At 51.9% G+C, this 6462-nt stretch carries 5 protein-coding genes; all 5 read left to right on the top strand.

Going from position 1 to position 6462, the window contains the following annotated elements; genetic code table 11:
* The coding region (locus ACLUYS_RS09030) for a glycosyltransferase family 2 protein (RefSeq protein ID WP_412659656.1) at positions 1–586 on the top strand (586 nt) is incomplete at its 5' end.
* A gap of 291 nt (positions 587–877) precedes the next feature.
* On the top strand, positions 878–2041 hold the full coding sequence (locus ACLUYS_RS09025) for an ABC transporter ATP-binding protein (protein WP_230268272.1): 1164 nt from the start codon (positions 878–880) through the stop codon (positions 2039–2041).
* Between the two features lie 8 nt (positions 2042–2049).
* Entirely contained in the window at positions 2050–3102 is a 1053-nt protein-coding gene (locus ACLUYS_RS09020) for a glycosyltransferase (protein ID WP_412659655.1), read from the top strand.
* Between the two features lie 282 nt (positions 3103–3384).
* Positions 3385–5316 (top strand): NAD(+) synthase, encoded by a 1932-nt coding sequence (locus ACLUYS_RS09015; RefSeq protein WP_412659654.1) that lies wholly within the window; start codon positions 3385–3387, stop codon positions 5314–5316.
* Positions 5317–5747: 431 nt separating this feature from the next.
* Positions 5748–6462 (top strand): PTS transporter subunit EIIC (locus ACLUYS_RS09010; protein ID WP_412659653.1); only part of this gene is annotated, 715 nt, incomplete at its 3' end.

Below are 6462 nucleotides of genomic sequence, written 5' to 3'. Positions count from 1 at the left end.
ATATGAAGACGGAACGATCCAGCACAACGGCGTCATCATCGGCCATTCCGGGGTTGCCGGTCACGCGATGATCGGTCAGGTCGAAGGCGGCGAAAACTACCGCCTGCGTACGATGACCAACGTCTCCGCCGCGACGGCTGCCTGTCTGATGGTTCCCCGCCACGTCTTTGAAGAAATCGGCGGCTTTAACGAAGATCTCGCCGTCGCCTACAACGACATTGATCTCTGCCTGAGAATCCGCAAAGCCGGCCACCAGATCATCCAGAACCCGTTTGCGATCATGTTCCACTACGAATCGCAGACCCGCGGCTACGAAGATGATGAGAAGAAAAAAGCCCGCTTTGAAAACGAAGTGCGCCGCATGTATCATCTGTGGCCGGATGAACTGCGCAGCGAAGATCCGTACTACAACCCCAATCTCGACCTCACCAGCATTACCTACCAGCTGCGCAAGGACGATGAAGTCAACCCCTACATCAACCCGGTCTTCCTGGGCGAAGACTACTACACATGCGGAACCCTCCGTCCAGAACGGCCAGAACCAAAAAACGAAGACGAAACGAAAGCTTCGTCTGAAAAGAAATAACCGGCCCATCGATCCGGAAAAGAACCGTTCCGAAACGAGAATGCCAGGGATGAGAAGTCAGTCACTGCCTTCTCATCCTTGTTTCTTTCCGAATGCGTATGGCCATTGCCCTGCCGCCTGATGGCAGAGCCAGAACGATCAAAACCAATTTGAAAAACGAAAGAACAGGAAACAGCCTCTGAACCCGAGGTGCCTTCCTTTTTCATAAATTAAAAGAATCTGAACGAAAAGAAACTGAAACAAAGTAAGGAAATCCGTAAGGATTTCGCATTAGAAACGCGAGGTGGATTCATGGATCAGTCCAATGCTATTGAAATCCGGCATATGACCAAGACCTTCAAGATCTACAAAGACAAACAGAAAACCCTCAAGGAAAGACTCACCCGCCGCAAAGGCGCGATGACGGAAAACGTCGTCCTCGATGATATTTCCCTCGACATTAAAAAAGGAGAAACCGTCGCTCTGATCGGAACCAACGGGTCCGGCAAGTCGACGCTTCTCAAACTGATGACCCGCATTCTCTACCCGAATAAAGGTACGGTAGAAACCCAGGGCAAGCTGACCAGTCTGCTCGAGCTTGGCGCCGGCTTCCATCCGGACTTCACCGGCCGCGAAAACATTTACTTCAACGCGGCGGTGTTCGGTCTGAACAAGGATGAAATCGACAAGCGTATCGATGACATCATCGAATTTTCCGAACTCGGTCACTTTATCGACGAACCGGTCCGCACGTACTCTTCCGGTATGTATATGCGTCTGGCTTTCTCCGTTGCCATCAATGTTGACGCCGAAATTCTGCTCATCGACGAAATTCTGGCCGTCGGCGACCAGCACTTCCAGAACAAGTGCTTCGACAAGCTCGAAGAACTGCGCGACTCCGACAAGACGATCGTCATCGTCAGCCACTCGCTGGGCATGGTCAAAATTCTCTGCTCCCGCGCGGTATGGATTTACAAAGGCCATCTGCGCCTGGACGGCGACCCGACGTACGTCATTTCCAAATACCTGGAACAGTCCGCCATCGACAACAAGGAAGAAGCGCAGAAAGCCGCCGAAGACGCCAACGCCCATGTACGCGGCGCCGTCTTCATCGATACCCCTGCGCCCTTCCAGTCGCTGCCCAACTCGGAAAACCTTCACGTCAAAGGCTGGGGCGTTTCCAACTCCCTGGATGAACAGCTTGAAGTGCTCTTCGATGACGAAGTGCTGCCCAATACGTGCCGATCCCGTCGAAGCGACGTGTTCAAAGCGTACGAAGAAGACTATGCCGGCTTCATCCATGAAGACACCGTCGGCTTTGAAGTCATCATTCCAAAAGAGAAGCTGACCGACGGCGCCCATCGCATTGAAGTCATTTTGCGCGACGGCAAAACCAAGCGCCAGATCGACCACAAGAGCATCCGTGTGCGCTTCGATGAAAATCCCGTCAACTTTGAAGACGATGATAAAGGATAAGGATCTCTATGCCTCTTTCTTCTGAATCGTCTTCCCCGCTCTCCGTTCCGGACCCGGTTTTGGAGCGCGTCAGTGTTGTCGTTGCTGTCTATAACGGCGAATCGTATTTAGCAGAACAGCTCGATTCCATCGCCAGCCAGACCCGTCCCTTTGACGAACTGCTCATTCGCGATGACGGTTCTACCGATCACAGCAACGCCGTTATTAACGCCTGGATCGAAGCGCATCCCAATTTGAACGTACGTGTTCTCGACAGCGATGAAAATCTTGGCTACATCCGAAATTTTGCCCGCCTGCTCGAAGCGGCAAGCGGCGATTTCATTTTCCTGTGCGATCAGGACGATCGCTGGCATCCGGATAAAATCGAAACGATGCTGCAGGCGCATCGGGAGTTTCCCGAAGCCCAAGTCATCGCCTCTTCCTTTTCGTTCATGAACCAGAACGGCGAACTTTTCGAAGCAGATCCCCTTCCAGGCTGGTCTAACCAGAACCTGCTCGAAAAATCCGACATCACTTTGAACGGCATGACGCCAATCGAACTCTCGGATATCTTCATCCACAACGGCTTTCAGGGCTGCGCGATGATGATTACCAGAGACATGGCCAAGCGCTACGTCGCCGATCAGAACTTTCTGCTTCCCCACGACTGGCAGCTCGCTCTGCTGGGCGCAACAACCCATTCGCTCTATTATCTGGACAAGCGGCTGTTTGACTATCGGATTCACGATTCCAATACGACCAGCCTTCCGCAAGCGTATTCCGATTCGCTGCTGACCAAACTGAAGCACGCGAGAACGTATTATTACCGCACGGCCCCCTATCTCGATCGAATTCACGTCCTCTGCTCACTGCAGATTACGCAAAGTGACCTTTTCACAAAAGATATGGCCGAAGAGCTGGCGTTTCTGGAAACGTATATGGAAGCGATGGATCGCAGGTCCTTCTCACTCTATCGAAAGCTCATGAAAGATCCCAAACGTTCCTGCATGACGCGAAAAGAGCAGATCTGCGGCTGGATTTATGTCCTTGCCGGCTATCGCGACAAAAACAGAAAACGATAAAACGCGTCTGGTGATGCGTCATTCTCTGCCTCAATACCGCAAAAAGCAGGACAGGCGTACGTGCATTTACCATAAAGAACAATAGAAACTCCGAACCGAAATCTTCGCGTCGCGGCAGGATTTCGGTTTTTCTTTGCGGCGCTGATCCAATTCCAGACCAAAGTTCGAAGGCGCCCGTAAAATGCGGGTAGAATAGGACACAGAATGAAAAAGCGAAGGAAAACTTCGGGCATTTTTCTGTCGAATCGTTTCCTTCGCCTGTTCTGGAAAGCGAGCTGAATCATGAAACCTTATGCCTATTATGAAGTGGCCGCGCTGACGCCGTCGGTATCGATCGGCGATCCGATGGTCAACGCCATGATTATTCTTTCTCTTTGTGAAAAGCTGCCCGAGACCGTACGTCTGGCGGTCAGCCCGGAACTCTCGTTAACGGGCTATACGTGTCAGGATCTCTTTTATGAATCCCTCCTGCAGAAAAAAGTGCTGGAAGCCCTGGAATGGCTTTGCGAAAAGCTGCCGGATCACCTTTCCCTTCTGGTCGGACTTCCTTTGCAGGTGGAAAACCATCTGTACAACGCCGCCGCCTTTATTTCCAATCATCAGGTTTTAGGCTTTTACGCGAAAAACTATCTGCCCAATTACAACGAATATTACGAGCCGCGCTGGTTTACCTCCGCGCTCTATTTACCGGAAAACGCGACCGTTCATTTTATGAAGCGCGCCGTTCCGGTTCGCGAGCGCATCGTGTTTGAAGACTTTACGACGGGCGCCGTGATCGGTCCGGAAATCTGTGAAGACCTCTGGGTTTCCATTCCTGTAAGTTCCCGCCTGGCAGCAGCCGGTGCCAACGTGCTGTGCAACCTTTCCGCTTCCAACGAAGTCATCGCCAAGGAAGAATACCGGACGTCTCTTGTACTCGAACAGTCCGCGCGCAATTATGCGGCTTATATTTATGCCAGTGCCGGTCCGGATGAAAGTTCCAGCGATCTCGTATTTGGCGGACAGAAACTCATCGCCGAAAACGGTCATATTCTCGCGCAGAGCTCGATCCTGCATCCGCAGGAAATCATCACCGCGCAGATCGATCTGGAAATTCTCAAAAACGAGCGCATGAAATACAAGACGTCCTTTGAATCGCTCGAAGACGGCGTAACGAAAGTACCGTTCGCGTCCAAACCTGTACATTCGATCGAACTCAAGCGAACCGTCAACGCCTATCCGTTCGTTCCTTCCGATCTGCATCGCCGCATTGCGCGCTGCCAGAAAATTCTTACGATCCAGGCGACCGGTCTGGCGACCCGTCTGAAAAAGATCCGCTGCTCCAAAGTCGTTCTCGGCATTTCCGGCGGTCTGGACTCCACGCTCGCTCTGCTCGTCTGCGTGCGCGCCTTCGATCTGCTCCATCTCGATAAGAGCGGCATTATCGCCGTGACGCTGCCGGGATTTGGTACGACCGACCATACGAAATCCAACGCCATGAAGCTGATGGAACTGCTTCACGTCACCACAAAAGTCATTCCGATCGCTGATGCGGTCAACATTCATTTCCGCGACATCGATCAGGATCCGAATACCTTCGACATTACATACGAAAACAGCCAGGCCAGAGAACGTACACAGATTCTCATGGATCTGGCCAACAAGGAAAACGCACTCGTCATTGGTACCGGCGATTTGAGCGAACTGGCTCTTGGCTGGTGCACATACAACGGCGATCACATGTCCATGTACGCAGTCAACGTATCCGTGCCGAAAACGCTCGTTCGCTATCTGGTCGAAACCGAAGCGCTCGAAGCGAAAAATCAGGGCAATACGGCTTTATACGATGTCCTTACCAGCATTTGCGACACCCCGGTTTCCCCGGAACTTCTTCCGCCCGATAAAGACGGGTCGATCGCCCAGAAAACCGAACAGGTACTCGGCAGCTACGATCTGCACGACTTCTTCCTGTATCGTATGATGCGATTCCACGAATCGCCTTCCAAGATTTTCGATCTGGCCTGCCATGCTTTCCCAAATACGGATCCAAAAGAAATTCTCAAGACGCTGCGTCTGTTTTATCAGCGCTTTTTCAGCCAGCAGTTCAAGCGCAACGTCATGCCAGACGGCGTCAAGGTTGGTTCCGTCAACTTCTCCCCGCGCGGCGACTGGCGCATGCCTTCCGACGCTTCCCGCTCCATGTGGATGGCCGATCTCGATTCGATCGAGCTCTAGCATCACCCGATCCGGATCCTGTTTTGCATAGAGCAAAGGATCTCCGGACTGCACCGCCCCTGTTTTTGAAAGATATTGTGTATCCATTGCCTGTCCCTTTCCTGTAGGAATCGGACAGGCTTTTTGTATAAAACCAGCCAGAAGCGGATGTTTTTTCAACAAAATGTTCTGGCTCAGAAAAGCTTGTACGCATCTGCTTTAAAACCGTTTTCCGCAAAGAATTTCTGAAATTGCTTTTTCGTGAAAGAAAGAAGATGGACGTATGTACTTTTTTATGACCAGTCGTACAAGCCCGGTGTCATGGCATGGAACGCGGTGCCGATTTTTAAAAATTCTGGCACTTTTCGCAATGCCAAATGTCAATTTGAAACCGTTGTAGGCCAAAAATAAACCACGTAGGATGGAATCAACAAAGAAAGGAACAAAACGATATGAAACAGAAGCTTCAGACGTTCGGCCGATTCCTTTCCGGAATGGTCATGCCGAACATTTCCATCTTCATTGCCTGGGGTATTATCACGGCACTCTTCATCCCTACAGGCTGGTATCCAAATGAGACACTGAATCAAATTGTTTCCCCTATGCAGCGCTTCCTGCTGCCCGTACTCATCGCCTACTCCGGCGGCAAAATGATTTACGGCGAACGCGGCGGCATCATCGGCGCCTGCGCAGCCATCGGCGTAGCCGCCGGCGTAGAAACCCCGATGTTCATCGGCGCCATGGCGGTCGGCCCGCTCGGCGGCTGGTGCATGAAGAAAGTGGATGAGTTCATCACCCCGCGCACACCGCAGGGCTTCGAAATGTTATTCACAAACTTCTCCGCCGGCATCCTCGGTACCATCCTCGCGATCCTTGGCTGCCTCGCCATCGGTCCGCTTTGCGAAGTTCTTACTTCCGCTCTTGAAACCGGCGTTGCCTTCCTCGTTCATCACGGCATGCTCTGGCTGACGAGCCTGATCGTTGAACCGGCAAAAGTTCTCTTCCTTAACAATGCGATTAACCACGGCGTATTCACCCCGATGGGGATGAACCAGGTTGCCGAAACCGGCAAATCCATCTTCTTCCTGATTGAATCCAATCCAGGTCCCGGCTTTGGTTTAAACATACTTATAAGTTCGTGGCAGAAATGCCGGCTGGGGAACAATC

It is taken from the genome of Allobaculum sp. (assembly GCF_047010065.1).
Taxonomy (GTDB): Bacteria; Bacillota_I; Bacilli_A; order Erysipelotrichales; family Erysipelotrichaceae; genus Allobaculum; species Allobaculum fili.
This window is presented reverse-complemented; position numbering and strand designations above follow the sequence as displayed.